At 65.4% G+C, this 24,536-nt stretch carries 23 protein-coding genes; 14 read left to right on the forward strand and 9 right to left on the reverse strand.

The window, feature by feature from the left end:
* Window positions 1-2 precede the first annotated feature (2 nt).
* On the forward strand, window positions 3-1,241 hold the full coding sequence (locus RHPLAN_RS09005; RefSeq protein WP_068016213.1) for a DUF1501 domain-containing protein: 1,239 nt from the start codon (window positions 3-5) through the stop codon (window positions 1,239-1,241).
* Here the strand turns inward: RHPLAN_RS09005 and RHPLAN_RS09010 are convergent.
* A complete protein-coding gene (locus RHPLAN_RS09010) occupies window positions 1,207-2,148 on the reverse strand; it encodes a LysR family transcriptional regulator (RefSeq protein ID WP_068016219.1) in 942 nt (313 codons plus the stop codon). The two genes, RHPLAN_RS09005 and RHPLAN_RS09010, sit on opposite strands and share 35 nt — an antisense overlap.
* Before the next feature lie 94 nt (window positions 2,149-2,242).
* Here RHPLAN_RS09010 and RHPLAN_RS09015 point away from each other — a divergent pair, with 94 nt between their 5' ends.
* The gene (locus RHPLAN_RS09015; protein ID WP_068016222.1) at window positions 2,243-3,112 is read left to right on the forward strand and encodes an aldo/keto reductase family oxidoreductase; all 870 of its coding nucleotides are present in this window, start codon (window positions 2,243-2,245) and stop codon (window positions 3,110-3,112) included.
* 233 nt (window positions 3,113-3,345) lie between these two features.
* Here the strand turns inward: RHPLAN_RS09015 and RHPLAN_RS09020 are convergent, their stop codons facing one another.
* Window positions 3,346-4,479, reverse strand: a complete 1,134-nt coding sequence (locus RHPLAN_RS09020) for a PQQ-dependent sugar dehydrogenase (RefSeq protein WP_068016224.1) — start codon at window positions 4,477-4,479, stop codon at window positions 3,346-3,348.
* 101 nt (window positions 4,480-4,580) lie between these two features.
* Window positions 4,581-5,858, reverse strand: a complete 1,278-nt coding sequence (locus tag RHPLAN_RS09025; protein WP_068016226.1) for an MFS transporter — start codon at window positions 5,856-5,858, stop codon at window positions 4,581-4,583.
* 112 nt (window positions 5,859-5,970) lie between these two features.
* Between RHPLAN_RS09025 and RHPLAN_RS09030 the strand changes: the two genes are divergently transcribed.
* From RHPLAN_RS09030 to RHPLAN_RS09060, 7 genes are all read left to right on the forward strand, one after another.
* Window positions 5,971-6,942, forward strand: coding sequence for a Bug family tripartite tricarboxylate transporter substrate binding protein (locus tag RHPLAN_RS09030; protein WP_068016230.1), 972 nt, complete (start codon window positions 5,971-5,973; stop codon window positions 6,940-6,942).
* A 97-nt stretch (window positions 6,943-7,039) separates the two neighbouring features.
* Window positions 7,040-8,002, forward strand: coding sequence for a Bug family tripartite tricarboxylate transporter substrate binding protein (locus tag RHPLAN_RS09035; RefSeq protein WP_068016233.1), 963 nt, complete (start codon window positions 7,040-7,042; stop codon window positions 8,000-8,002).
* A 23-nt stretch (window positions 8,003-8,025) separates the two neighbouring features.
* Window positions 8,026-8,997 carry a tripartite tricarboxylate transporter substrate binding protein BugD gene (locus RHPLAN_RS09040; protein ID WP_068030883.1) on the forward strand — a complete coding sequence of 324 codons (972 nt, stop codon included), beginning with the start codon at window positions 8,026-8,028 and terminating at the stop codon, window positions 8,995-8,997.
* A gap of 20 nt (window positions 8,998-9,017) precedes the next feature.
* Window positions 9,018-10,013 carry a Bug family tripartite tricarboxylate transporter substrate binding protein gene (locus RHPLAN_RS09045; RefSeq protein WP_068016237.1) on the forward strand — a complete coding sequence of 332 codons (996 nt, stop codon included), beginning with the start codon at window positions 9,018-9,020 and terminating at the stop codon, window positions 10,011-10,013.
* A gap of 8 nt (window positions 10,014-10,021) precedes the next feature.
* Window positions 10,022-10,990, forward strand: a complete 969-nt coding sequence (locus tag RHPLAN_RS09050) for a Bug family tripartite tricarboxylate transporter substrate binding protein (RefSeq protein WP_068016238.1) — start codon at window positions 10,022-10,024, stop codon at window positions 10,988-10,990.
* 16 nt (window positions 10,991-11,006) lie between these two features.
* A complete protein-coding gene (locus RHPLAN_RS09055; RefSeq protein WP_084244579.1) occupies window positions 11,007-11,975 on the forward strand; it encodes a Bug family tripartite tricarboxylate transporter substrate binding protein in 969 nt (322 codons plus the stop codon).
* Window positions 11,976-12,073: 98 nt separating this feature from the next.
* A complete protein-coding gene (locus RHPLAN_RS09060) occupies window positions 12,074-13,048 on the forward strand; it encodes a Bug family tripartite tricarboxylate transporter substrate binding protein (RefSeq protein WP_068016244.1) in 975 nt (324 codons plus the stop codon).
* 200 nt (window positions 13,049-13,248) lie between these two features.
* On the opposite strand, the gene RHPLAN_RS09065 is transcribed toward RHPLAN_RS09060, so the two are convergent.
* Window positions 13,249-13,467 (reverse strand): hypothetical protein, encoded by a 219-nt coding sequence (locus RHPLAN_RS09065; protein ID WP_157100150.1) that lies wholly within the window; start codon window positions 13,465-13,467, stop codon window positions 13,249-13,251.
* A gap of 241 nt (window positions 13,468-13,708) precedes the next feature.
* Between RHPLAN_RS09065 and RHPLAN_RS09070 the strand changes: the two genes are divergently transcribed.
* Window positions 13,709-14,695 carry a Bug family tripartite tricarboxylate transporter substrate binding protein gene (locus tag RHPLAN_RS09070; protein WP_198164789.1) on the forward strand — a complete coding sequence of 329 codons (987 nt, stop codon included), beginning with the start codon at window positions 13,709-13,711 and terminating at the stop codon, window positions 14,693-14,695.
* A 28-nt stretch (window positions 14,696-14,723) separates the two neighbouring features.
* Window positions 14,724-15,686, forward strand: coding sequence for a Bug family tripartite tricarboxylate transporter substrate binding protein (locus RHPLAN_RS09075; protein WP_084244580.1), 963 nt, complete (start codon window positions 14,724-14,726; stop codon window positions 15,684-15,686).
* Between the two features lie 186 nt (window positions 15,687-15,872).
* On the opposite strand, the gene RHPLAN_RS09080 is transcribed toward RHPLAN_RS09075, so the two are convergent.
* Both RHPLAN_RS09080 and RHPLAN_RS09085 read right to left on the reverse strand, forming a co-directional pair.
* Entirely contained in the window at window positions 15,873-16,502 is a 630-nt protein-coding gene (locus RHPLAN_RS09080; RefSeq protein ID WP_068016257.1) for a glutathione S-transferase family protein, read from the reverse strand.
* A 231-nt stretch (window positions 16,503-16,733) separates the two neighbouring features.
* Window positions 16,734-17,144 carry a cupin domain-containing protein gene (locus tag RHPLAN_RS09085; RefSeq protein ID WP_068016260.1) on the reverse strand — a complete coding sequence of 137 codons (411 nt, stop codon included), beginning with the start codon at window positions 17,142-17,144 and terminating at the stop codon, window positions 16,734-16,736.
* 213 nt (window positions 17,145-17,357) lie between these two features.
* Here RHPLAN_RS09085 and RHPLAN_RS09090 point away from each other — a divergent pair, with 213 nt between their 5' ends.
* On the forward strand, window positions 17,358-18,392 hold the full coding sequence (locus tag RHPLAN_RS09090; protein WP_068016262.1) for a phosphatase PAP2 family protein: 1,035 nt from the start codon (window positions 17,358-17,360) through the stop codon (window positions 18,390-18,392).
* Here RHPLAN_RS09090 and RHPLAN_RS09095 read toward each other — a convergent pair.
* Window positions 18,378-20,084, reverse strand: a complete 1,707-nt coding sequence (locus RHPLAN_RS09095) for an NADH:flavin oxidoreductase (RefSeq protein ID WP_068016265.1) — start codon at window positions 20,082-20,084, stop codon at window positions 18,378-18,380. The two genes, RHPLAN_RS09090 and RHPLAN_RS09095, sit on opposite strands and share 15 nt — an antisense overlap.
* Before the next feature lie 19 nt (window positions 20,085-20,103).
* The gene (locus tag RHPLAN_RS09100) at window positions 20,104-20,886 is read right to left on the reverse strand and encodes an SDR family oxidoreductase (RefSeq protein WP_068016268.1); all 783 of its coding nucleotides are present in this window, start codon (window positions 20,884-20,886) and stop codon (window positions 20,104-20,106) included.
* A gap of 241 nt (window positions 20,887-21,127) precedes the next feature.
* Here RHPLAN_RS09100 and RHPLAN_RS09105 point away from each other — a divergent pair, with 241 nt between their 5' ends.
* Both RHPLAN_RS09105 and RHPLAN_RS09110 read left to right on the forward strand, forming a co-directional pair.
* Window positions 21,128-22,333, forward strand: a complete 1,206-nt coding sequence (locus RHPLAN_RS09105; RefSeq protein ID WP_068016273.1) for a pyridoxal phosphate-dependent aminotransferase — start codon at window positions 21,128-21,130, stop codon at window positions 22,331-22,333.
* 92 nt (window positions 22,334-22,425) lie between these two features.
* On the forward strand, window positions 22,426-22,899 hold the full coding sequence (locus tag RHPLAN_RS09110) for a DUF992 domain-containing protein (protein WP_068016275.1): 474 nt from the start codon (window positions 22,426-22,428) through the stop codon (window positions 22,897-22,899).
* Window positions 22,900-22,956: 57 nt separating this feature from the next.
* Here the strand turns inward: RHPLAN_RS09110 and RHPLAN_RS09115 are convergent, their stop codons facing one another.
* On the reverse strand, window positions 22,957-24,492 hold the full coding sequence (locus RHPLAN_RS09115; protein WP_084244582.1) for a bifunctional metallophosphatase/5'-nucleotidase: 1,536 nt from the start codon (window positions 24,490-24,492) through the stop codon (window positions 22,957-22,959).
* Window positions 24,493-24,536 lie beyond the last annotated feature (44 nt).

Below are 24,536 nucleotides of genomic sequence, written 5' to 3' on the forward strand. Positions count from 1 at the left end.
TCATGGCATTCATTCACGCTCCCTCCCGCCGCGAGTTGATGCTGAGCGCCGGCGTGCTCTTCGCCTGGGCGCATTGGCCGAAGCTCGCCCGCGCCGAAGGCCGCGATCCGCGCATGCTGACGATCGTGCTGCGCGGCGCGCTCGATGGCCTGGCGGTGGCGGCGCCGGTCGGCGATCCCGACTGGATCAAATTGCGCGGCGACAAGGCGCTGACGATCGACGGCAAGCCGCCCGCGCTGCCGCTCGATTCGTTCTTCGCGCTCAATCCGGCGATGCCCAATCTGCACCGTCTCTACAAGGCCGGGCAGGCGACCATCGTGCACGCCGCGGCGACGCCCTATCGCGAGCGCTCGCATTTCGACGGCCAGGACGTGCTGGAAAGCGGCCTCGACAAGCCCGGTGCGGTGCATTCCGGCTGGCTCAACCGCGCGCTCGCGTCGCTCAAGGCGGAGCATCGCGTCGGAGACGAGAAGGCCTTCGCGGTCGGCCCGGTGACGCCGCTCGTGGTGCGCGGCTCGGCGCCGGTGATGTCCTGGGTGCCGCCGAACATCAAGCAGGCGACCGACGACACCGTGCTGCGGCTGCTCGATCTCTACAACCATACCGATCCCGCGATGGCTCGGGCGCTGGAAGGCCGCATGGGACTGATCTCGCTCGCCCGCTCGGAAGCGATGGGCGGCAAGCCGGGCGATGCCAAGCCACCGAACATGAATGGCGCACGGGCTTACTTCACTGAGGCCGCCGGCACCGCGGCGAAATATCTGGCGCGGGCCGATGGGCCGCGCGTCGGCGCGCTCGCCTTCAACGGCTGGGACACGCACAACAACGAAGGCGTTGCGAGCGGGCTGCTCGCCAATCTGCTCGGCGCGCTCGATGGCGCGATCGCGGCGATCGAGACCAACATGGGCGACGCCTGGAGCCAGACCACGGTCGCCATCGTCACCGAGTTCGGCCGCACCGCGCGCATCAACGGCACCGACGGTACGGATCATGGCACCGGCACGGTGGCGCTGCTCATTGGCAGCGCGCTGAAGGGCGGCCGCGTCATTGCCGATTGGCCGGGTGTGAAGGCTACAAGCCTCTACGAGAACCGCGACCTGAAGGCCACCACCGACCTGCGTGCGGTGCTGAAGGGCCTGCTGCGCGATCACCTGCGCGTCGACGAGCGCGTGCTGGCCGAAACCGTGTTTCCCGGTAGCGCGAAGCTCAAGCCGATGGGCGGGCTGGTCGTTTCGGCTTAGGTGGTGCGCTCGGCTCCGCCTTGATGAAATCGATGAACGCCCGCAGCGGCGCGGGCACCAGGCGCCGTCCGGGATAATAGAGAAACGGCCCGGAGAAACGCTGCCACCACGGCTCGAGCACCGGTTCGAGCTTGCCGCTGTCGAGAAGCGGGCGCAGCCAGTCCTCGAAGACATGCACGATGCCGGTGCCGGCGAGCCCTGCCTCGACGGCAAGATCGGCGGCGCCGCCGATGCCGACCAGCAGCGGTCCCGTGGGTTGGATGCGCACCACCTTGCCGTCGCGCTCGAACTCCCAGGGCGGCATCGCTCCGCTCGCAAAGCGGCCGCGAATGCAGGCGTGATCGAGAAGCTCGCGCGGATGCTTCGGCCGTCCGTGCCGGTCGAGATAGGCGGTCGCGGCGGCGGTCGCGAAGCGTTGCACGCGGGGACCGATCGGCACCGCGATCATGTCCTGCTCCAGCCGCTCGTCGTAGCGGATGCCCGCATCGGCCCCCGATGCGAGCAGGTCGACGAAGCTGTCGTCGGCGATCACCTCCAGCCGGATTTCCGGAAAGGCTGCGAGGAAACGCGGCACGATCGCGGGCAGCACGAGCCGCGCCGCGCTGACCGGCACGTTGAGCCGGAGCGTGCCGGCCGGCCGGTCGCGGAAGCCGTTCACCACGTCGAGCGCCGCTTCCACTTCGGTCAGCGCCGGGCCGAGCCGGTCGAGCAGGCGCTGGCCGGCTTCGGTCGGCGCGACACTGCGCGTCGTGCGGTTGAGCAGCCTGACGCCAAGTTGCGCTTCAAGACGGCGGATCGCCTCGCTCAGCCCGGACGCGCTGGCGCCGCTCGAGCGCGCGCCATCGCGGAACCCTTTGGCCCGCGCCACCGCCACAAAGGCATTCAGATCGCCCAGGTCGGGTTTCATTGTCCGGTTCTCCGCACAGCCTGTGCAGATTATGCCTGATTATCGCACGGGCCGCCAACGCGTATCTGGACGGGGACTTGAAAGGAGCCCCCTCATGTCGAACACGACATTCTCTCTCGGCCGCCGCACCGTGAACCGGCTCGGCTACGGCGCCATGCAACTCGCCGGCAAGGGCGTGTTCGGCCCGCCCAAGGACCCTGACGCTGCACGCGCCGTGCTCCGCACCGCGGTGGCGAGCGGCGTCAACCACATCGACACTTGCGACTACTACGGCCCGCACGTCACCAATCAGCTGATCCGCGAGGCGCTGCATCCCTATCCGCGTGATCTCGTGCTGGTGACCAAGATCGGCGCGCGGCGCGGCGACGATGCGTCCTGGATTCCGGCCTTCACGCCTGAGGAGCTCGTCCAGCAAGTGCAGGACAATCTCCGCAATCTGCGCCTCGATGTGCTCGATGTGGTGAACATGCGCAGCATGCACGGCATCCATGGACCGGCCGAAGGTTCGCTCGAGCCGCAGGTCACGGCTCTCGCCGAGCTTCGGCGCAAAGGTCTCATCCGCCATATCGGGTTGAGCAACGTAACGCCGAAACAGGTCGAAGATGCGCGCAAGATTTGCGAGATCGTCTGCGTGCAGAACTTCTACAACATCGCGCATCGGAGCGACGACGCGCTGATCGACAATCTTGCTCGCGACGGGATCGCCTACGTGCCGTTCTTTCCGCTCGGTGGCTTCACGCCGCTGCAATCGTCGACCTTGTCCGATGTCGCCAAGCGCCGTCACGCCACGCCGATGCAGGTCGCGCTCGCCTGGCTCCTTCGCCGCGCGCCGAACATCCTGTTGATCCCCGGCACCTCGTCGGTCGCGCATCTCAAGGAAAATCTCGCCGCGGCCGAGCTCAAGCTGCCTGACGATGCGATCAAGGCGCTCGACGGCATTGCAGCGAGCGCCAGCGCGGCGTGAGGTCCACCATGAACTGAAGTGTGGCAGTTCCAGAAATCTATCTCCGTCACCCTGAGGTGCTCGGCCGTAGGCCGAGCCTCGAAGGGCGACGGCCACGCTGCTGCGACAGCCGGGCCGCATCCTTCGAGGCTCGCCATAGCGCGTCGAAGACGCGCGTAAGCGCGCCGATGGCTCGCGCCTCAGGATGACGGAGCCGAGAGCTCTGCTTGGTGCACCAGTCGACTGGATTGCCCCTACTTCGCCGGCAACACCTTCAGCACACGTCCGGCGTAATTGTCGGTGACGAGATAGAGCGCGCCGTCTGGCCCCATCCGCACGTCGCGGATGCGCTCGCGAAGTCCCTGCAGCAATCGCTCCTCGCCGGTGACCTTCTCGCCGTCGAGGGTCAGCCGCACCAGCATCTGCCCGGCGAGCGCGCCAACGAACAGGCTGCCTTTCCAGCTTGGAAAGAGGTCGCCGGTGTAGAACGCCATGCCGGACGGCGCGATCGACGGCACCCAGTATTTGATCGGCTGCTCCATGCCCGGCATCGACGACTTGCCGCTGCCGACCGGCGTGCCGTCGTAGTTCACGCCAAAGCTGATCACCGGCCAGCCGTAGTTCTTGCCGGGCTGCGGAATGTTGATTTCGTCGCCGCCCTTGGCGCCGTGCTCGTGCTCCCAGAGCTTGCCGGACTGCGGATGGATCGCGGCGCCTTGCGCGTTGCGGTGGCCGTAGCTCCAGATCTCGGGCAGGGCATCGTTCCTTCCGACGAAGGGATTGTCCTTGGGCACCGAGCCGTCGGGCGCGATGCGCACGATCTTGCCGAGATCGCTGGTGAGCTTCTGCGCCTCGTTGCGGTCGGTGAAGTGCTCGCCCTGCGTCAGGAGCAGGTTGTTGTCGGAACCTTGCGCGATGCGGCAGCCGAAGTGGTTGCCGCTCGAAACCGGTCCCTTCTGCTGATAGATCACCTTCACGCCGTCGAGCTTGCCCTCACCGAGCGTGGCGCGCGCGAGCGCGGTGCGGCCGCCGCCGTCCGAAGGCTCCGCAAAGCAGAAGTAGATCGTCTTGTTGCCGGCGAAGCCGCGGTCGAGCACGACGTCGAGCAGGCCGCCCTGGCTCACGGCGAACACCTTCGGTACGCCACCGAGCGGTGCCGAGAGCTTGCCGTCGGGCGTGACGATGCGCATGCGGCCCGGCCGCTCCGTGACGAGCATGCGGCCGTCGGGCAGGAAGGCCAGCGCCCAAGGATTCACGAGGCCTCCGGCCACGGTCTCGACCGCGATATTGCCGGCAGAGGATTTGAAGGTTTGCGCTTCGGCGATGGAAGGCCCGACGGCGGACGGCAGCGCAATCGAAATAACAATGACTGCAAGTGCTTTATGCATGATGGATTCCCTACACTCCTCAATATGTCCCGTTTCGCCGGCGAAATAACGTCGGACGCCAACACATCTTGGTGACGAAGGTTTCGGCGCGAGGTTTGAAATCAGTAGGCGCGCGCCATGGTCATGGTGGTGCGTTGGCGCAGCAGGAGAATGGACAGGATCGCGATGTTGACGATGTTGAAGGCGACGCCCGTCGCGAAGGCCGGGATGTAATAGCCGTAGATGTCGTAGAGGTAGCCGGCGAGCCAGCCGCCGGTGCCCATGCCGGTGCCGGTGGCCAGCAACACGACGGGCACTCGCCAGTGCGCCTCGCTTTCAGGATAGAGGTCGCGAATGGTCAGAACATAGGCTGGGATCAGCGCGCTGAAGCCGAGCCCAAAGGCGGTCGCGACCGTGAACAGGCCTGCGGTGTCCTGCGTGAACAGAAAGCCGCTCATCGCCGCGCATTGCATGATCGAGCTGAAGAATGCGGTGATCAATCCGCCGGTGCGGTCGGACAGCCAGCCCCAGCCTTGGCGGCTGAAGAAGCCCATGCCGAGCAGCACCGACAGCATGCTCGCGCCGAGCGTCGACGAGATGCCGAGATCGCTGCAGAACGCCACCAGATGCTGCTGCGGCATCGACATCGTCACGCAGCACAGGAAGCCCGCGCAGGCGATCAGGATAAACGCCACGTTGGGGTGCCATCCGAGCACCGTCGGCCGCGCCTCGCCCTTGCGGCGCACCTCCTGCGGCTTTGGCGTCTCGGGCGGCTGGCGCAAGAAGATGATCGCAAGCGGCACGATCACCACGAGTTGCAGCACGGCAAATCCGACCATGGTCGAGCGCCAGCCGAAATTGGCGATGGCGCGCTCGAACACCGTTGGCCAGATGAAGCCCGCCAGGTAGCCGCCACTCGAGATCAGCGCCAGTGCCGAACCGCGGCGACGGTCGAACCAACGGCTCACATAGATGAACAGCGGCGCGTTGAGCCCGGCATTGCCGAGCAAGCCCATGAACAGGCCATGGCCGACGTAGAGCTGCCAGGGCTGGCCGAGCGACGAGATGAACAACCCGATCGCGATCATCACCGAGCCGGTGATGACGGTGAGGCGCACGCCGTAGCTGTTGGCGAGCCGGCCCATCAGCAATCCGCCAACGCCGACGCCGAACAGCGCGAGCGACACCGCGAGCGATGGCACTTGCCGCGCCCCGCCGGTGTCGGAGGCGATCTCCTTCAGGCCGACAGCCGTGATCCAGGGGCCGCCGAAGGACAGGCCGAGCATGACAAGGGACAGGCTCGCCACGATCCAGGAGGTGCGGGTTTCGATGGAGCGCGGAGCGGAAATATGGGTCGCTCGCGGCCCGTCGGGACGCGACTCGTCGTCGTGTGTCGTCAAACCAAATCCCGGCGGACTGGTGTGGGTGAACGGGCCAGGTGCGGCGTCAACCGCCTAGGCCCGGGCGAAGTCATAGTGCTACTGTCCTACAAAACGCCAGGGAGGATGTGAAATGACAAAAGCGCTACTGTGCTGCGCGCTTGCAGGGGTCTTGTCCGTTTCGGCCGCGCGCGCAGACGACTTTCCCTCCCGTTACGTCACTCTGGTGGTTCCGCTCGCCACCGGCGGCTCGACCGATACCGTCGCACGCATCGTCGCCGAAGGCATGCGGCCCTTTCTCGGTCAGACCGTAGTGGTCGAGAACACGCCCGGCGCGGGCGGCGCCACCGGAGTCATCCGGGTCGCCCGTTCGACTCCCGACGGCTACACCGTGCAGATCGGCCAGTGGGGCACCAACGTGGCGGCCGGTGTGGTGCACAACCTGCCGATCGATCTGCTGAAGGACCTCGAGCCCGTCGGTCTGATCGCGACGCAGCCGTCTCTGATCGTCGGCCGCAAGGACCTGCCGCCGAACAATCTGAAGGAGCTGACCGACTGGCTGAAGGCCAATCCCGGCAAGGTCTCGGTCGGTACGTCGGGGGTCGGGAGCCCCAGCCATGTGTTCGGTGCGTTTTTTCAGAACACCATCGGCGCCAAGTTCGAGTTCATTCCCTACCGCAGCGCCGGCGAGTCCCAGAAGGATCTGATCGGCGGCCAGGTCGACATGATCATCGACACGCCGGCGACCTCCGGACAGAACGTCAAGAACGGCCTGATCAAGGCCTATGTGCTCGCGGGCAAGGACCGTTCGCCTGTGCTGCCGGACATTCCAACCGTCGACGAGGCCGGCCTGCCGGGCATGTATTTCTATTTCTGGCACGCGCTGTGGGTGCCGAAGGGCACGCCGAAGCCGGTGATCGCCAAGCTCAACGATGCGCTGGTGAAGGCGGTCAACGATCCGGTGACGCATGACCGTCTGGCCAAAGCCGGCCAGGAGTTCTTCCCGGCCTCGATGATGTCGCCGGACGGTCTCGCCAAATTCCAGCGGGAAGAAACCGAGAAGTGGTGGCCGGTGATCAAGGCGCAGGGCATCAAGGTGCAGTAACGGATCAGGCCTTGCCGGTCAGATAAAGGAGTCGATCAAGGCGCCCGCACGAAGTCGCCGTGAACAAAAGATTCAAAAACATTTGGGGAGGGACAAGGTGAGAAAGCTTGTTCTGGGAATCGCAGGTTTGCTGCTCGCGGGCCTGGTCGCGGCCCATGCGCAGAGCTTCCCTTCGAAGCAGATCACGCTGGTGGTGCCGTTCCCACCCGGCGGCTCGACCGACGTCGCCGCCCGCATCATGGCCGAGAAGATGCGCCCGATCCTCGGACAGCCGGTCATCATCGAGAATGTCGGCGGCGCAGGCGGTAGCATCGCGGTCGGCCGCGTGGCGCGCGCGGCTCCCGACGGCTACACCATCGACATCGGCCAGTGGGACACCCACGTCGGCAGCATCATCTACAATCTGAATTACGACCTGAAGACCGACTTCGAGCCGATCGGTCTCATTTCCATCAACCCGCAGCTTCTGGTCGCGAGGAAAACTCTCGAGGCCAGCCGGCTGAGCGAACTGGTGGCCTGGATGAAGGCGCATCCGGGTGACGCCAAGTTCGTCAACCAGAACGCAGCGGCTGCGATCTCCGGACTGCTGCTGCAGCAACTGAGCGGCACCAAGCTCACCTTGATTCCTTATCGCGGCGCAGGCCCGGCGATGACCGACCTCGTTTCGGGCCAAGTCGACCTTCTGGTGGCGCAAGGCGCGGTGACGCTGCCGCAGATCCGCGGCAACGCCATCAAGGCGATCGCGAACCTTTCGCCGAAGCGCTCGGCCTCGATGCCGGACATTCCGACCGCCGATGAGACCGGCGTGCCGGGGCTCTACATGTCGGGGTGGTTCGGCTTCTACGCGCCGAAGGGCACGCCGAAGGATGTGATCGGCACGCTCAACAGCGCGATGTCCAAGGTGCTGGCCGATCCGGCGGTGAAGGCGCGTTTCGCCGAACTGGGCCTCGATGTGGCATCGCCCGAGCAGCAGAAGCCCGAAGGGCTTGCCGCGTTCCAGAAGGCCGAAATCGAGAAATGGTGGCCGATCATCAGGTCCGCCGGCATCAAGCCCGAATGATGTTCAACGGAAAGCGCAACAAAATGAATTTCAGGACTCTCGCTTCGATCGCCACGCTGCTCACTGTCCTCACGGCGCCCCTGCAAGCCGAAACTTATCCGTCCAAGCCGGTCACCGTGATCGTGCCGTTCGCGGCCGGCGGGCCGAGCGACGTGCTGGCGCGTGCGCTGGCCGACAAGATGCGCACGGCGCTGAAGGAAACCGTGCTGATCGAGAACGTCACCGGTGCGGCTGGCACCATCGGCGTGACGCGCGCGGTGCGCTCGCCCGCCGACGGCTACACGCTGAGCTTCGGCCATCTCGGCACCCATGTGGTGAATGGCGCGATCTATCCGCTGCCGTTCGATCTGGTGAACGATCTCGACCCGGTCGCATTGCTCGGCGCCAATCCGATGCTGGTGGTGAGCAAGAATGCGATTCCGGCGAAGACCTTCAAGGAGCTGATCGACTGGCTCAAGGCCAACCAGGCCAAGGCGACGCTCGGCACCGCGGGCGTCGGCTCCGGCGCTCACTTCAGCGGCGTGTTCCTGCAGAACCTGATCGGCACGCATGCGAGCTACGTGCCCTATCGCGGCACCGGCCCCGCGCTGCAGGATCTCGTCGCCGGCCAGATCGACATCATCGTCGACCAGGCGTCGAATTCGCTGCCGCAGGTGCAGGCCGGCACCATCCGCGCCTATGCGGTGACCGACAGCAAGCGGCTGTCCGCGCTGCCCGATGTTCCGACCGTCGACGAGGCCGGCCTGCCGGGTTTCCACGTCTCGCTCTGGTCCGGGATGTGGGCGCCCAAGGGCACGCCGAAGGAGATTGTCGCGAAGCTCAATGAGGCGATCCGCGCCGCGATCGACGATCCGGCGGTGCAGAAGCGCTACGCCGAGCTTGGGCTCGAGCCACCGGCCCAGGACCAGCGTACGCCGGAGGCGCTGCGCACACATCAGAAGGCCGAAATCGAAAAGTGGTGGCCGGTGATCAAGGCGGCGAACGTGAAGCCGTGACGTCGGTTTGGGAGAATGACATGCCAACTCGGTTGCGACATGCGCTGCTCGCCGCGGGTGTCCTGCTTGCGGCAAGCGTCTTTGCACCAAGTCTTTCGGCGCTTGCCGACGACTATCCGAACAAGCCGATCACTGTGATCGTGCCGTTCCCGGCCGGCGGGCCGACCGATGCCATCATCCGCAACGTCGGCGAGCGCATGCGCGCATCGCTCGGGCAGCCATTGATCGTGGAATATGTCTCGGGCGCGAGTGGCACGGTCGGCACCACGCGGCTGTTTCGTTCGCCGCCTGATGGCTACGCGCTGATCTGCGGCCACTTCGGCACCTTCGCCACCAACGGCGCGGTGTACAATCTGCCTTACGATCTGGTGACCGGTTTCACGCCGATCTCGCTGTTGCCGCGCAATCCCTATCTCGTCGTCGTGAGGAAGGATCTGCCGGCGAACAATCTCCGCGAATTCCTGGCCTACGTGAAAGCCAACCCGGGCAAGGTCAACATGGGCCATCCGGGCGTCGGCACCGGCCCGCATCTGCTCGCGCTGCAACTCGCAAATCTGGCCGGCAGCACCATGAACTACGTGCCCTATCGCGGATCGGGCCCTGCGATGGTCGATCTCGTCGCCGGACAGATCGATCTGATGGTCGATCAGGTGCAGACCTCGTCGGCGCATGTGAAGGGCGGCACCATCAAAGCGCTGGCGATCGCGGCGCCGAAACGCTCGGACATCTTGCCGGATGTGCCGACCATCGACGAAGCCGGCGCGCCGGGGCTGCACATGTCGCTGTGGTACGGCTTCTGGGCGCCGGGCGGGACGCCGAAGCCGATCGTGCAGAAGCTCCAGGCCGCGGTGCAGGACGCGTTGGCCGATCCCGACGTGCGCGGCCGCCTGACCGGGCTCGGCATGGAGATTCCGCCGCGCGAGCAGCAGACGCCGGAGGCACTCACCGCGCAGCAGAAGGCCGACATTGCGACCTGGTGGCCGGTGATCAAGGCCGCCGGCATCAAGATGCAATGAGGGCGGCGATGAAGCGCTTGCTGGCCGCGCTGATGTTCACGGTGTTCGCGTGCGGCACCGTCGCGGCGCAGAGCTATCCGACGAAGCCCATCACGATCATCGTGCCGTTCCCGGCGGGCGGCGCGACCGATGTGCTGACGCGCTTTCTCGCCGAGCGCATGCGGGCAGCCCTCGGCCAGACCATCGTGATCGAGAACGTCACCGGCGCGGCCGGCACCATCGGCGTCGGCCGCACGGTGCGCGCCCCGGCCGACGGTTACACCGTCCAGGTCGGCACCTCGACCACCAATGTGCTGAGCGGCGGGCTCTACCCTTTGCAGTTCGATCTGCTCACCGACCTCGAGCCGATCGTCCTGATCGGCAGCGAACCGATGATGATCGTCGGCAGGAAGACGCTGGAGGCGAAAAATCTCAAGGAGCTGATCGCCTGGCTCAAGGCCAATCCGGGCAAGGCGTCGGTCGGGATCCCCGGCGTCGGCGGCCAAGGCCATCTCACCGGGCTTTCGTTCCAGAAGGAAACCGGCACGACGTTCCAGGTCGTGCCGTATCGCGGCAACGGCCCGGCGCTGCAGGACCTCGTCGCCGGGCAGATCGATCTGCAGATGGAGCCGGCGTCGAATTTCTATGAGCAGGTGAAGGCCGGAGCGATCAAGGCCTATGCACTGACGTCGTCAAAGCGCGTGGCCGCCGCGCCCGGCATCCCGACCGCCGAGGAAGCCGGGCTGCCGGGCTTCACGGCGTCGCTGTGGTACGGCGCCTGGGCGCCCAAGGGCACGCCGAAGGAGATCATCGCACGGCTCAACGCCGTGATGATCGAGACGCTGGCCGACCCAGCGGTCACACGGCGCTTCGGCGAACTTGGCCTCGACAAGCCTGCGCGCGACCAGCTGACGCCGGAGGCGCTGCGGACATTCCAGAAGGCCGAGGCCGACCGGTGGTGGCCGATCATCAAGGCCGCCAATCTCAAGGGACAGTGAGGAAACGAGGGTGACGATGAAACGGGGATTGCTCGCCGCTTGTTGCATGCTGGCGTCGATTGTCGCTGCGCAGGCACAAAGCTTTCCGTCCAAGCCGATCACCGTGGTCATCCCGCTCGCCGCCGGTGGCGCGGTCGACGCCATGGTCCGCACCATGACCGAGGCGATGCGCGGCTCGCTCGGTCAACCGATTCTGGTGGAGAATATGGGCGGCGGCGGCGGGGTGATCGGCATCACCCGCGTCGCACGGGCAGAGCCGGACGGTTACACCATCAGCGTCGGCACCTGGGGCACCCATGTGGTCAACGCCTTCGTGTTCTCGCCGCCCTACGACATGATCAAGGACTTCGAGGCGGTGGCGCTGCTGCCGAGCGTGCCGCACTGGTTCATCGCGCGAAAGAATCTGCCGCCGGCGAACCTCAAGGAACTGGTGGCCTACATGAAGGCCAACGACGGCAAGGTGACGGCGGCTTCGGTCGGCGCGGGCGGCAGCTCGGCGGTGTGCGCCTATTATCTCGGCAAGCTCACCGGCACGAAAACCACGCTGGTGCCCTATCGCGGCGGCGCACCCGCCTTGCAGGACATCGTCGCCGGCAATGTCGACACCATGTGCGATCTTGCGGCGAATTCGCTGTCGCAGGTGAAGGCCGGCAACATCAAAGCCTACGCCGTGACATCGAAGAAGCGCTGGTTCGCGGCGCCCGATGTGCCGACGGTGGGAGAGGCGGGCGTGCCCGGCGTCGAGGTGATCAACTGGCTCGGCGCCTATGCACCCAAGGGCACGCCGAAAGACGTGGTGGCGAAGCTCAACGCGGCGTTCAAGGCCGCGATGGCCGATCCGGTGGTGCGCCAGCGTATCGCCGATCAGGGCCTGGAGATTCCACCGCCTGAACAGCAGTCGCCGGAGGCGTTTGCGGCTTATCTGAAATCCGAGATGGACAAGTGGGGCGCGGTCATTCGCGAGTCGGGCATCAAGGGACAATAGTGGCGCCGATTTGAAAGCGTACAGGCGCTTCCGCGCTGGCTTCGCCCGTGTCATGCTCGGCTCAATAAAAAGCCGATCTGCCGTTCGGGAGGAAGTCGATGCGATGCGTGTCGTTCCTGTTTGCATGCGCGATTGCGCTGAGTGGCACCCTCGGTGCCCGGGCCGAGACATTCCCAAGTAAGCCCATCACCTGGATCGTGCCGTTCCCGGCGGGCGGCATCACCGACATCGTGTCACGGCTGGTGGCCGACCGGATGAAGAACACGCTCGGCCAGCCGGTGATCGTCGAGAACATCGGCGGGGCTGGCGGCACCATCGGCGTGACGCGGCTCGTACGCTCCGCACCCGACGGCTACACCATCGCGGTCGCGCAATGGACGTCCCACGTCGGCGCGGCGGTGATGTATCAGGTGCCGTTCGACTACCGGACGGACCTTCAGCCGATTTCCATGCTGTCGCTCGGACCGCTCTGGATCATCGGCCGCAAGGATTTTCCGGCCAACAACGCCCAGGAGCTGATCGCCTGGCTGAAGGCCAACCCCAACAAAGCGACGGCCGGCACCATCGGCGTCGGCAGCGGCATTCACATGTGCCTCGTCTATTTTGCCGAGAAGACCGGCACGACCATGCGGTACGTGCCGTATCGCGGCGCCGCGCCCGCAATGCAGGACCTGCTGGCGGGACAGATCGATCTGTCATGCCCCGAGGCCGGCCAGACGCTCACGCAATATCGCGCCGGCGCCATCAAGGCGTTCGGCGTGTTCACGGAGAAGCGTTGGTTCGCGGCGCCCGAAGTGCCGACGATCCAGGAGGCGGGCGTTCCCGAAGTGCAGTTTCCATTCTGGCATGGGCTGTTCGCGCCGAAAGGCGTGCCCAAGGAGATCATCGCCAAGCTCAACGCCGCGGTGGTCGATGCGCTCTATGACGCCGGCGTCCGCCAGCGTCTCAAAGAACTGGGCCACGAAGTCGCGCCGCCGAACCTGCAGAATCCGGAAGGGCTCGCCGCCTACTACAAAGCCGAACTCGACAAGTGGACGCCGATCATCAAGGCGGCCAACATCCAGCTGCAATAGCCGGCAAGCCGATCATGCGACGCAAACACCCCCGGCGCGCCGCAACAACAACACGGCGTCCAGGGGCGTTTGTGAACCACAAACTCGACTACGGACTGGAACTGGACTCGAGACTGAACGCGACGAAACGCTACAACTCGACCGACATCCGATACGCGACGCGGACGCGGTTACTTTGTGCTGCACGAGGCATGCAGCGATCAGATCAGCCGCTGCGGTCGCCCGTCGCCTGTCACGACCACGGCGGTCAAGCCGCCACGTTTGGCAGACGACATCAGGGAATCGGCGCGGGCGATGCCGAACAACACCGCTGTCGCCGCGATCATCAACGACACGACAAGCGACAACGTGGTGAGAATCACCGGCAGGCCAGCCAACGCATGACGCTCACGCGAACGCTCAAGCAGTTCCTGGGTCATGATCTTCAAGCTCGAAACATCAGGCGCGAATCAAAATCGAATCGCTTCGTTCACGAATATGGCGGCGGATGCGGGCGCGCGTTCGACGGGACTAAGGCGCCGGTTTTGGCGAAAGCCGGCGGATGTGTGGCAAGTGGTTAACGAGAGGTTAAAAGCTGTTATCTTTGTCGGCCCGTGACGAAAACGACACAACGCGCGGGCGACTGAAAGCGTCCTGGTTCGGTTTCTCGGGGAGGACATGATGAGGAGGCTGCTCGGCCTTGCGGCCGCATTGCCGCTCGCTTTGGGCGCGCTGGGCTTTGCCGCACAAGTGCTGGCGCAATCCGGTTATCCGGACAAGCCGATCCGCATCCTGGTCGGCTTCTCGCCGGGCGTCGCGCCGGACATCACCTCGCGGCTGTTCGCCGACCGCTTCAACGAGAGCTGGGCCAAGGGCGTGGTGGTCGAGAATGTCACCGGCGCCGGCGGCAATCTCGCGGTCGAGCGCACGGCGAAGTCGCCGCCCGACGGCGCCACGATCGCGATGGGCGGCAACGCCGCGGTCGTGATCAACCCCAACATGATGGACAAGCTCGGCTACGATCCGCTCAAGGACTTGAGCTACATCACCCAGGTCTTCATCGTGCCGAACATCCTGGTGGTGCCGCCGGACGTGCCGGCCACGACCATCCAGGAGCTGATCGCGCTGGCGAAGGACAAGCCCGATTACTTCGTGGCGGGCCACGCCGGCGTCGGCACCTCGCAGCATCTCGGCGGCGAGCTGTTCATGAAGATGACCGGCACGAGGATCCAGCAGGTGCCTTACCGCGGCACGACGGCCGTGCTGCCCGACCTGATGGGCGGCCGGCTCAACATCTTCTTCGGCAACATCTCCAACGTGCTGCCGCTGGTGCGCGAGGGAAAGCTCCGCGCCTTCGCGGTGACGTCGCGCAAGCGTTCGCCGCAGATCCCGGAACTGCCGACCATGGAAGAACTCGGCTTTCCGGGCTTCGACGCCACGGCTTGGTTCGGCCTGATGGCTCCCGCCGGCACGCCGCGGCCGATCGTCGACAAGCTGCACGATGAGGCCGTGAAGATTCTGGCGCAGCCTGACGTGCGCGCCAGGCTCGAAAGCATGGGTCTGCAACTGGTCGGCAACACGCCCGAGCAGTTCACCCAACTCGTCAAGGACGAACTGCCGATGTGGGGCAGGGTGCTGAAAGACGCTGGAATCAAGATGCTTCAATAACCGTCGATCGGAGCAGCGGGAGGGACACATGATCCGGGCATGGTTTTTGGCCCTTGCGGCAATGCTGAGCGTTGTGCCGGCGTCGGCGGAGAGCAGCTATCCGGACAAGCCGGTGCGCTTCATCGTGGGCTTCACGGCCGGCAGCGCCACCGACATCACGGCCAGAATTTTCGCGCAGAAATTCGCCGAGGTCTGGAACGTGCCGGTGACGGTCGAGAACGTGCCGGGCGCGGGTGGCAGCGTCGGTGGCGACCGTGTCGCAAAGTCGGCGCCGGACGGCACGACCTTCTATTGGGGCGCCAACGGCGCGCTGGCCATCAACCCGACGCTTCTACCCAACCAGACTTACGATGTGGTGCGCGATCTCACGCCGGTGGCGCGGCTTCTGATCATGCCGAGCGTCCTTGCGGTCAACAACGACGTGCCGGCGAAAAACCTCTCCGAGCTGATCGCGCTCGCCAAGGCGCAGCCCGGCAAGCTGTCGTATGCGAGCCCGGGCGTCGGCACGCCGCAGCACATCGCCGCCGAGCTGCTCAAGCGGCAGGCCGGTGTCGACATCGTGCACGTGCCCTATCGCGGCGCGATCTTCACCGACGTGATCGGCGGCCGCGTGACCATGACGATGCAGAACGTCGGCGCGATTCTGGGAACAGTCCGGCAAAAGCAGCTCCGCGCAGTGGCGGTGACTTCGCTGAAGCGCTCGTCGGTGTTGCCGGACCTTCCCACCGTCGACGAATCCGGGCTGCCAGGCTTCGAGGCGACCTCCTGGTTCGGGCTGATGGCGCCGGCCGGCACGCCGAGCGCCATCGTCGACAAGGTCTACAAGCAGGCGGCGCAGATGGTCGCCGCGCCGGAGATGAAGGAGAAGCTCGCTCAGCTTGGCCTCGACATCACGAGCGATTCGCCGGACGCGTTCGGCGCCATCATCAAGTCCGACATCGCCAAATGGGCGAAGGTCATCACCGAGGCCAATATCAAGGCTGAGCAGTAGGTCCGATGCGGGCGGTTTCATCCATCCCCGCGAGGGGAGGGCAATCGCATATGACTCGCTGTTGCGATTTGGTCCCCTCTCCCGCAAGCGGGAGAGGGGACTTGTGGTCTCGCCGCGAACATTTGCGATTGCCCTGCTCTCGCGGGGAGGGATGTCGCCAGTGCTTCCAGAAAATGTCTAACGAGCCTATTGCGCCGCCGCCAGCACCGGCACGGAGTCCATCGCGATATGGCCGGGCTGGTTGGCGATGCGGGCCAGCCAGGCGCGCACCGCGGGAAACGACGTCAGGTCGTAGTCGCACAGATGCGCCACGTGCGTGTACGCATAAAGCGTGATGTCGGCGATGGTGTAGGAATTGGCGGCAAAGAAGTCGTGCCGCGCGAGGTGCTTCTCCATTACGCCGAGCGCCCGATAGCCCTCCTGCATCCAGTCTTCCAGCGCATGCTGCTGGAGATCGCGGCCGCCCTTGACCAGCGTCAGCCAGAAGTAGGCGGCGCCGATGTTGGCCTCCAGGCTGTGCTGCTCGAAGAACATCCATTGCAGCATCTCGGCGCGGTCGGCGCGATCGTCGGGCACGAGCGGCGTGTGGCCGGCGATGTACCACAGGATGGCATTCGATTCGGCGATGTGCCGCCCGCGTTCGACCTCGAGCACCGGGACGTGGCCGGACGGGTTCAACGCCAGGAATTCCGGCGTGCGGGTTTCGCCCTTGAGGATGTCGATCTCGATGAGTTCGTGCGCGATGTCGAGTTGCGCCAGCGCCAGCCGGACCTTGTAGCAGTTGCCCGAGCGACGCATGGAATAGAGCTTGTACATGCATCCTCTCCCCGGTTGGCGACATTGCCTGTCGGCGGATTAAGAAGCAAAGCGCGGCTATTGCAAGGCCACGACATGACGTTCGAATGAAAAAAGGCGATTGCGTGCGCCGCAACATTCGAATGAAAGAAATTTAACTCCGCCGTAAGCCGCGCGCGGAATTTCTTTCATTCGCGTTGCAGCAAAAAAACCAGTCGAGCCGCTCGCGAAAATGTTACGCCGCAAAAAATGCTACGGCGCAGGCGTCGCGAGCGGTTTGCCCTTCTCGACCACGTAGGTCGCGATCAGCTTCGCGCCCTTCTCACCGGTCCGGGCATCGTGCACTGCGCCCGGCGGGACCTTGTAAGACTCGCCGGTCTTGAGCGCGAGCGGCGGCTGGCCATCGACCAGCAGCGTCATCTCGCCTTCGAGCATGTAGCCGGACTCAGGTCCGGGATGGGTGTGCCGGCCGATGTTCACGTTCGGCACGATCTCGGCCATGCCGATCACCGTTTCGTAGTTGGTGCCGGGCACGTCGAATTTCTGCAACGGCGTGCGCTTGATGGTCTGCGCAGGCGCCTGCTGGGCATAAGCCGTGCCCGACAAGCCGAACGTCGCCAGCGCAAGTGCCATAGACAATGCGATGAACAATGAACGCAGCATCTGAGCCCCCTTCGATTTGCGTCGCTGTGTCGATTGTAGGTGGCCCGTGGGGCGGGTCAATTACGCTTAACGCACCGTTACGGCCGTGATGTCGCCCGCGCGCGCCCGGCCAAGCGGCCGAATTGGCTACAACTTTAATTAAATGCCATCCGCTGCGCGCAGCGCTCGGTTACGCCCGGCTGTTATCAGCTTCGCGGGGAACGCAGACGGGCGGTGGTCAACGTGGTGCACGTCGAGACAGGTCGCGAAGCCGTGGTGCTGGATGCAGCGATCGCGTCGCCTGCGCCCGTGCGCTCGGCCGTCAGTCGGCTCGACGCGATCATCTGGTCGATCATCGCCGCCACCGCTGCGGTGGTCGTTGTCTCCATGCTGGTCGGCGGCTTTCATCCAGCTTGGCTGTCATTCGCGGCGCCCGCCGGCGTGTGCGTCCTGCTCGCCGTGGTCGCCTGGTTCTATCGGACGTGGCGTCCGGATGCGGGCGTCGAGGCGGCGGTGACCGGCACGCTTCAACTGGTCGCGTTCGCGAGCGTCGCCGCACCGCTGTCGTATGTCGGCATGGCGCTGAGCGCGCCGTTTCCGCTGCAAGACTGGCTGTTCGATGCGGCCGACAAGGCGCTCGGCCTGGACTGGCTCGCGCTGCTGGCCTGGACGGACAACCATCCCACGCTGCACACGGTCCTCAGGACGGCTTACGGCACCATCACGCTGCAGAGCTCGGTCGCCATTTTCGTCCTGGCGTTCACCGGCCGCGCGGTCTGGCTGCGGGTGTTCCTGCTGTCCTTCATGGCCGCGACGCTGCTGGCGATTGCCATCGCCGTGGTTGTGCCCGCTTACGGCGTGTGGGGCTATTACGGGCTTGGGCCGCACGATCATCCGCACATCGATCCGGTTGTACGCGACCTGCCTGTGCCGATCATCAATGCGCTGCGCGACGGATCGTTGCGCACGCTGGTGGGGATCGGCGCCGAAGGCATCATCACGTTCCCCAGCCTGCACACCGGGTTCGCGATCGTTCTCATCGTCGCATTCTGGCCTGTGCCGCTCGTCCGGTGGGTGGGGCTGGCGCTGAACCTGCTGATGCTGGCGTCGACGCCGGTCGACGGCGCGCATTACTTCATGGATATGTTCGCAGGCTTTGCAGTGGCAGTTGTAGCGGTTGCCTGGGCCTTGTCGCTGGTGCGGCGGTTCAGCGGTCAGCCGTCGTTCCGATCCGGTCTTGCGACAACCAAGGCCCTATCCGCCGAGTAGCGCCGCCTCGAACGCGCTGGCAATGGCTTCCTTGCTTTTGCCCGGCTTGGCCGCGTCCCCAATCACGACGACAGTTTGCCCCGGCTTGGCCAGCGCTCGGAAGCGCTCGGCGGTGGCCTTGCGGGCGCGATAGTAGAACCAGTCGCGGACCGCGGGCTTCGAGACAATCTCGGAGATCAGCGGCCAGCGGCCGATGCCCGCTTCGAGCATCTTCATCACCACAGCACCGAGCCCGAGCGGATAGGCCGCGCCAGCCGCCACGACGATTCGATCGAACGGCGCCAGCAATGCGGGCTCGCGCCTGACATCGGTGGCAAAGCGAAACGTCACGTTCTTTTGCTGGCACGCTGCGACCATGTCGGCGACATGGCGCAACAGCGTCTCGGGCCTTGCCTCGACGTCCTGGAACATCGGCGCAAGCCCGGCATAGCGAAACGCGCCGCCGGGTTGGGTGTCTTTCTCGAACACCGTCACGGTGTTGCCCGAAGCGACCAGCGACGCGTAAGCGAGGCCCGCCGGGCCCGCGCCGATCACCGCGATGCGTTCGCCCTGCGGTGGCTTCGCATCCGCAAATGCCAGCTCGCGGCCGGCCGCGGAATTGACCACGCAGGAGATGCCCGCGCCGCCGCGCATGCCATCGATGCAGGTGTTGCAGGCAAGGCAGCGTCGAATGGGTTCGTTGCGGCGCAGCTTCTCGACCCATTGCGGATCGGCCACCAGCGTGCGGCCGAGCGCAATGAAGTCGGCTTTGCCGCTTGCCACCGCTTCGGTTGCGGTCGCCGGATCGCCGAGCCGGCCCACGGCAATCACCGGAATCTGAACCTGCCGCTTGATGTCCGCCGCATAGCCCAGGAACGGCGCGTCCGGCTCCGCCATCGGCGGGATCATGCGGTGCGCAGTGGGCTTGGAGCGGTAGTGCCCGGCCGTGATATGCAGCGCGTCGGCGCCAAGTTTTGACGCCCAGATCGCGATCGTGCGGCCATCCTCGTAGGTCATGCCGCCGTCGAAATAATCGTCGACCGATACACGGAAGATGATGCCGACCGTCGGCGCAGCGGCCCGCACTGCGCGCAGCACGTCGAGGCCGAAGCGGGCGCGGTTTTCGAGGCTGCCGCCGTATTCGTCGGTGCGGCGGTTCTCGAACGGCGTGTGAAACTGCGAGATCAGATAGCCGTGGGCGGCGTGGATCTCGACGCAGTCGAAGCCGGCCGATTGCGCACGCTGCGCGGCCGCCACATAGGCCTCCGTGGTGCGCGCAATGCGCTCGTGCGTCATCTCCTCCGGGATAATGGTTTCGAATGTCGTCTCATAGACCGGGTGCGGAATGGCCGACGGCGCGATCGGTGTCTCGCCGCAAATGTCGATCCGCGTATGGCCACCGCCGTGGCCAAGCTGAATGGACGCCTTGGCGCCGCCACCGTGAATCTCCTGCACGAGCTTGGTCAGGCCGGGCACGAAGCGGTCGTCGTAGATGCCGAGCTCGCGGCGGCGGTGCCGCCCGGCTTTCTCCGGCGAGGCCATCTCCACGGTGATGAGGCCGGTGCCACCGCGCACCCGGGCCATGTAGTAGGCGATGGTCTGGTCGGTGACATGGCCTTCATCGTCCGATCCGCGCGTCGTCATCGGCGGCATCACGATCCGGTTGGGGATCGTGATCGGGCCGATGCGCGCGGGGGTCAGGAGGACGTTCATGGCCGGCTCGTCTTTGGCCTCACACCGACTTCACTTCGCCGCCATCGATATCGATCGTGGCGCCGTGCACCCAGCGGCCGTGCGGCGACACCAGGAAGGCGATGAACGAACCCAGGTCTTCGACCTTGCCGAAGCGGCTGATGTTGAACTCCTGGCGGTACTCCTCGCGCACCGCGGCTTCGTCCTTGCCGGTCGATTCCATGGTCGAGCGGAAGCGCCGCCACAGCCGATCGGTCTCGACGCGGCCGGGGTTGATGGAATTGACCTGCACCCCGTCGCTCTTGCCGATGTCGGCCATGGCCTTGCTGAAGGCGACGCACGCGGCATTCACCGAGCTGCCGATGGTGAAGGGGGCTTCCGGCTCCTTGCCGCCGATGCCGGCGATGGTCACCATCGCGCCCTTCTGAGCCTTGAGCAGCGGCCAGGCCTCGCGGGTCAGCCGCACATGGGCAAAGAACTTCAGTGCGAAACCGTCGGCCCAGTCGGCGTCGGTCAGCTTGAAGAAATCGCCGCGCTGGGTGGCGCCGGCGTTGTTCACCAGGACATCCAGCCGGCCGAACTCACGGCGGACCGCCTCGACCAGCGGCTTCTCGGCGCCCGGCGTGCGCAGGTCGAGGATCGAGATCGCGACCTTCCGGCCTCTTTTGGCCACGGCTGAGGCCACCCCCGCGAGCGCCGTCTCGTCCCGGCCGGTCAACATCAGGTCGCAGCCTTCGTCGGCGAGGGAGAGGGCGATGCCCTCGCCGATGCCGCGGCTCGCTCCGGTCACGAGTGCGACCTTATCCTTCAACTTCAAATCCATGGCAGTTCCAGCCCTGATGTTTCCCCGAAAGTGGCCGTAATCTCGGCATTTTCGGGCGCCCTGGCAACGGCAGGTAGAGCATAGCCTGGCGGCGGACCATCAACCGCTTTGATGCACCGATCACGGATTGAGTCTTGCCGCGACCGCCGCCTGCCTTTAGGACAAACGCGCCTGAAAAAGCGGGCCGCCCAATATCTGAAAAGACCAGATCTGAAAGACTGGGGGCGAAACGGAGATTGTCATGGCCTTCCTGAAAGAATCGCTGTCGCGTGTGAAGCCCTCCGCCACCATGGCGGTGACGGACAAAGCGCGCGCGCTGAAAGCTTCAGGCCGTGACGTGATCGGGCTTGGCGCCGGCGAGCCGGACTTCGACACGCCGGACAACATCAAGAAGGCCGCGATCAAGGCGATCGAGAGCGGCAAGGCCGCGAAGTACACCGCGGTTGAAGGCCTGGCTGAGCTGAAGCAGGCCGTGGTCGGCAAGTTCAAGCGCGAGAACAACCTCGACTACAAGACGAACCAGATCATCGTCTCCACCGGCGGCAAGCAGGTGCTCTACAACGCCCTGATGGTCACGCTGAACCCCGGCGACGAGGTCATCGTGCCGGCGCCTTATTGGGTCAGCTATCCCGATATGGTGCTGCTCGCCGGCGGCGAGCCCGTGATCGTGCCGACCACGATGGAAAACGGCTTCAAGATGAAGCCGGAAGACCTCGAGAAGGCGATCACGCCGAAGACCAAGTGGATCATCTTCAACTCGCCGTCGAACCCGACCGGATCGGCCTACACCAAGGCCGAGCTGAAGGCGGTCACCGACGTGCTGGTCAGGCATCCGCATGTCTGGGTGATGACCGACGACATGTACGAGCATCTCGTCTACGACGACTTCAAGTTCTACTCGGTCGCCGAGGTCGAGCCGCGGCTCTACGATCGCACGCTGACGGTGAACGGCGTGTCGAAGGCCTATTGCATGACCGGCTGGCGCATCGGTTACGCCGGCGGCGACGCCAACCTGATCAAGGCGATGTCGATGCTGCAGTCGCAGTCGACCTCGAACCCGGTGGCGGTGTCGCAATGGGCCTCGGTCGAGGCGCTGAACGGTCCGCAGGATTTCATCGCCAAACACAACGCGATCTTCAAGGAGCGCCGCGACCTGTGCGTGTCGATGCTCAACCAGGCCAACGGCCTCAAGTGCCCGAAGCCGGAGGGCGCCTTCTACGTCTATCCGTCCTGCGCCGGCACCATGGGCAAGACGGCACCGTCCGGCAAGAAGATCACCAATGACGAGGAATTCGTCACCGAGCTTCTGGAGACGGAGGGCGTCGCGGTGGTGCAGGGCACGCCATTCGGCTTCGGCCCGGCGTTCCGCATTTCCTACGCCACCAAGACCGAGGACCTGGAAGAGGCCTGCCGCCGCATCCAGCGTTTTTGCGGCAATCTGAAATAAATCCGTAACGGCGAATTGGCGGCCACAATTGGCCGGCTTTGCGGCCTTCTCCGACTTGGGGTAAGTTCCATCCCCGTCGGAGGAGGGCTTCCATGATTCGCTATTCAAGCATTGCGCTGGCGACGGCGCTTGTCGCAACCGCGACGACCGCCATGGCGCAGTCGAGCCGCGTCGAGGTCGGCGTCATCGAATGCCGCGGCTCGACCACGAGCTTTGTCGTCGGATCGGTGACCGAACTGGGCTGCGTATTCCGCGCATCGGACAACAGTCCGCCGGAGCCTTATCACGCCACCATCCGGCGCGCCGGCGTGGACATCGGCTTTCCGCAGCAGGTTGTCGTTGCCTGGGCGGTGATGGCGCCGACCCGCGGCATCCAGCGCGGCGATCTGAGGGGCACCTATGTCGGTGCTTCGGCTAGCGCCACGGTCGGCCTTGGCGTCGGTGCCAACGGACTGGTCGGCGGCTCCAACAACACCTTCGCGCTGCAGCCGCTGAGCGGCCAGGCGCAGACCGGCCTGAGCGTCGCGGCCGGCGTGGCCAGCATGGACCTCATGCCGGGCCGCTGATCGTTCAGACGAATTTGATGAAACGCCGCCGCGGCATCCGCGGCGGCGTTTTGCGTTCTACAGCGATCGCATCCGACCGTCGACGGTGGTGCGAACGCCGCCCATCTCGCGCAGATAAACCATCACCTCGTTGGACAGGCGAGGCGCGTCACTCGGCGGAACCGCGGGCGCGTTGTGGGTGAGCGACGTGTAGCCGTCGCCGCCGCGCGCCATGAAGTCGTTGGTGGCCACCTTGTACATCCGGTCGGGATTGAGCGGCGCGCCGCCGACCTCGATCGATATCACGCGGCTGCCAGCCGGCCGCTGCGGATCGTATTCGACCCGCATGCCCGAGACGTGCGGAAACCGGCCCGAGGTGGCCGGCAGGCGAGACAGCCCGTTTTCGATCGCCTCACGCAGGTCGCTGCCCTTCACGGCGAGGACCACAAGAACATTGCCGAACGGCAGCTCCGCCAGCACGTCGCGGCGCGTCACCGGCATGCCCGCCGGATAAACCTTGCCGGCGCGGATGCCGCCGCCGTTCATGATCGCGACGTCGGCGTGTCCCCGCGCCCGCATCGCGTCGGCCACGAAATTGCCGATCGCAGCCTCCGTGCCGCGAACCACGGCAACACGGGTGTCGAGTTCGACCGTGGTGGTGCCGAGCGGCACGTCCAATTCCGTGTTGAGAAGCTGTTCGAAGCCGGCCACGACCGCGCCAACCTCCGGATCGGGCGTCACGGTCGCGGTGTCGGTCACACGATACTGCGGCCACCATGCGATCTCGCGCCGGTTGCCCTGCCGGTTGATCTGGAGATCGATGTCGATGGCGGTCACGTAATGCGCGTCGTAGGACGACTCGACCGCGAGCGTCCGGCCGTCGAAATCGATGAACAGGTCGTGGGTGTGTCCGGTCAGGATCACATCGGCCACATTGGCTCGTGCCAATTCGAGCGTCTGCGTGCGGTCCGCATGCATCACCACGATGACGAGATCGGCACCGTCGCGTTTCAGCGCCTCGCACTGCGTCCGCATCGTCGCAACGGTCGGCTGAAATGCGAGATCGCCCGAGTTTGCCATGCGCGGCGTGCTGTCATGGGCCGCGCCGGTCAATCCGACTCGCAAGCCGCCCAGCGTGATGATGTCGCGATCCTTGAAGCCCGGCACGAGCTTGCCGTCCGGGCTGGTCATGTTGGCGGCGAACAGCGGAAACTTCATCTCCGCGGCGCGCTTGAGAAACGTCGTCTTGCCGAAATCGAATTCATGATTTCCCGGAACGAAAATATCCGGTTTGATGAGATTGGTGAGTTCGACGATGTGCGAGCCCTGGTCGATCCCGGACATCAGCGACGGCGATAACGTGTCGCCGCCGTGCGCGAACAGCACCGCGCTCCCCGAGCTTCGCGCGCGATCGCGCTCCGCCTTCACCACGGCTGCGAGCCGCGCGAAGCCGCCGCGCGACTTGCCGTCGGGCATCTGCGTTTCGCCCATCAGATAGATGTCGTTGGTCAGCACCAGGGTGAGCTTGGCGCTGTCCGCACGGGCGAAACGGGGCGGCATGACCGCCGCGGCGGCAAGGCCAAACGTGACTGTGCGGCGGCGGACATCGACCATTGAGCAGGTTCCAGGGGCTGGTTGCTCTAGCACGCAACCGCCAC

The organism is Rhodoplanes sp. Z2-YC6860, assembly GCF_001579845.1.
In the GTDB taxonomy this organism is placed as follows: domain Bacteria; phylum Pseudomonadota; class Alphaproteobacteria; order Rhizobiales; family Xanthobacteraceae; genus Z2-YC6860.